Here is a 1,780-nt window from a genome sequence, read left to right as displayed (position 1 = left end):
TTTAGCAAGACCCGCCGTAAACCCTAGCCCAGTGCGGGCGGGGATATAAGGCGAAAAGCCCGAAGGGCTTTAGGGCTGGCTACTCCGGGGTATTCTGGCTGAGCACATACGCTTTGAGCGTTTCTATCGTGGCACCACCGGCGCTACAGGCAAAATAAGAGCGTGACCACAGCAGCCCCGTTTTGCTCTGCATCCGCAAATGGGTATTTTGCTGACGAAGCAGGCGCGACGATACCGATTTTAAATTATTGACCATCACACTGACCGCCAGTTTGGGCGGATGGGCTATCAGCAAATGGACGTGGTCTCGTTCGCCGTCCATCTCGATAATGTCGCATTCAAGTTTTGCCGCTGCTGAACCAAAAGCCTCACGCAGCTGAGCGATCATCTGTCCGTCAAATAGCTTGCGTCGATACGTTGTCGTCAAGATCAGATGCACGACCAGTTGACTTACACTATGGCGCTTCCGAAGAAAGCCCTCAAGGGATTCATGATGATTACTCAATTGATATTTACCATTAACCTGTTAAAATAAATAGCGTATATCAACGAGCGCTGATTATGTTAAGAGCCACGAAAGTCCGTGTATATCCGACACAAGAACAGGCTGAATATCTCAATGCCCAGTTCGGTGCGGTTCGTTTCGCGTACAACAAAGCCCTGAGCATTAAGAGACACGCTTACCAGCGACACGGCGTAAATTTAAATCCGCGGAAAGATCTCAAACCTTTGCTTGCCGTAGCGAAAAAATCTCGTAGATATGGATGGCTAAAAGAATATGACTCCATTGCGTTGCAACAGGCGGTTATCAATCTCGACGTTGCTTTTTCCAACTTTTTCAATCCGCAGTTAAAAGCCCGTTATCCCTCGTTCAAACGCAAACACGGCAGACAATCAAGCTATCATTGTGTTGGAATCAAAGTGCTTGATGGCGCGATCAAAATCCCGAAAATCCCGAAAATTTCGCCGATTGAAGCGCGTTTACACCGTGAAATCTCTGGCTCAGTGAAAAGTATTACTCTGAGCTGTTCCGTAACGGGAAAATATTACGCTTCGATACTCTGTGACGAGCAGATAGAAGCACCAGCGAAGCCAACCCTGATAGCAAATGTTACCGGTCTGGATATGGGGCTGACGCATTTTGCCATCAAATCGGACGGTAATAAGATTGCCAATCCCCGCCATCTGATCAATGCCAGCCACAATCTACGACGGAAGCAGAAAGCGCTTTCCCGTAAGAAAAAGGGAAGTGCCAACAGATGTAAAGCCCGCATACAGCTTGCAGCAGTTCACGAACGGGTAGCCAACGCCCGTGCCGATTTTCAACATAAATTATCTCGCGCAATTGTTGACGAAAACCAAGCGGTAATTGTCGAGACGCTGAAAGCGGCGAACATGATGAAAAATCACAGGCTGGCACGTTCCATAGGGGACGCTGGTTGGGCTGGATTCATCACCAAACTGGAATACAAGGCGGCAGAAACAGGTGTTCATCTGGTGAAGCTGGATCAATGGTTTGCCAGCTCGAAAACCTGCCATTGTTGCGGTCATAAGATGCCGGAAATGCCGCTCCACAAACGGCTCTGGCAATGTCCGGCATGCCACATAGAGCACGATCGGGATCTCAACGCTGCGCTGAATATTAAACAGCAAGGCATATTTGAATTACAGGCGGCGGGACTCGTCGTTTCTGCCCATGGAGGCCTGCGTAAATCCGTCGCACAGACGGCTGCGGCCTAGGAAGTGGGAAGCCTCGCCGTTTACGGCGGGGAGCAGTCAC

2 protein-coding genes are annotated in these 1,780 nt (G+C 49.7%); one reads left to right on the top strand and one right to left on the bottom strand.

Annotated features, from left to right (window positions below):
- Positions 1 to 79 precede the first annotated feature (79 nt).
- A complete protein-coding gene (gene tnpA / locus AACQ83_RS23985; protein WP_112879894.1) occupies positions 80 to 505 on the bottom strand; it encodes an IS200/IS605 family transposase in 426 nt (141 codons plus the stop codon).
- A 56-nt stretch (positions 506 to 561) separates the two neighbouring features.
- Between tnpA and AACQ83_RS23980 the strand changes: the two genes are divergently transcribed.
- Entirely contained in the window at positions 562 to 1,740 is a 1,179-nt protein-coding gene (locus AACQ83_RS23980) for an RNA-guided endonuclease InsQ/TnpB family protein (RefSeq protein WP_112886965.1), read from the top strand.
- Positions 1,741 to 1,780: the final 40 nt, after the last annotated feature.

The organism is Photorhabdus sp. S10-54 (genome assembly GCF_963878145.1).
Taxonomy (GTDB): domain Bacteria; phylum Pseudomonadota; class Gammaproteobacteria; order Enterobacterales; family Enterobacteriaceae; genus Photorhabdus; species Photorhabdus kayaii.
Note: the sequence above shows the minus strand (reverse complement) of the source record. Positions and strands in the feature narration are given on the sequence as shown.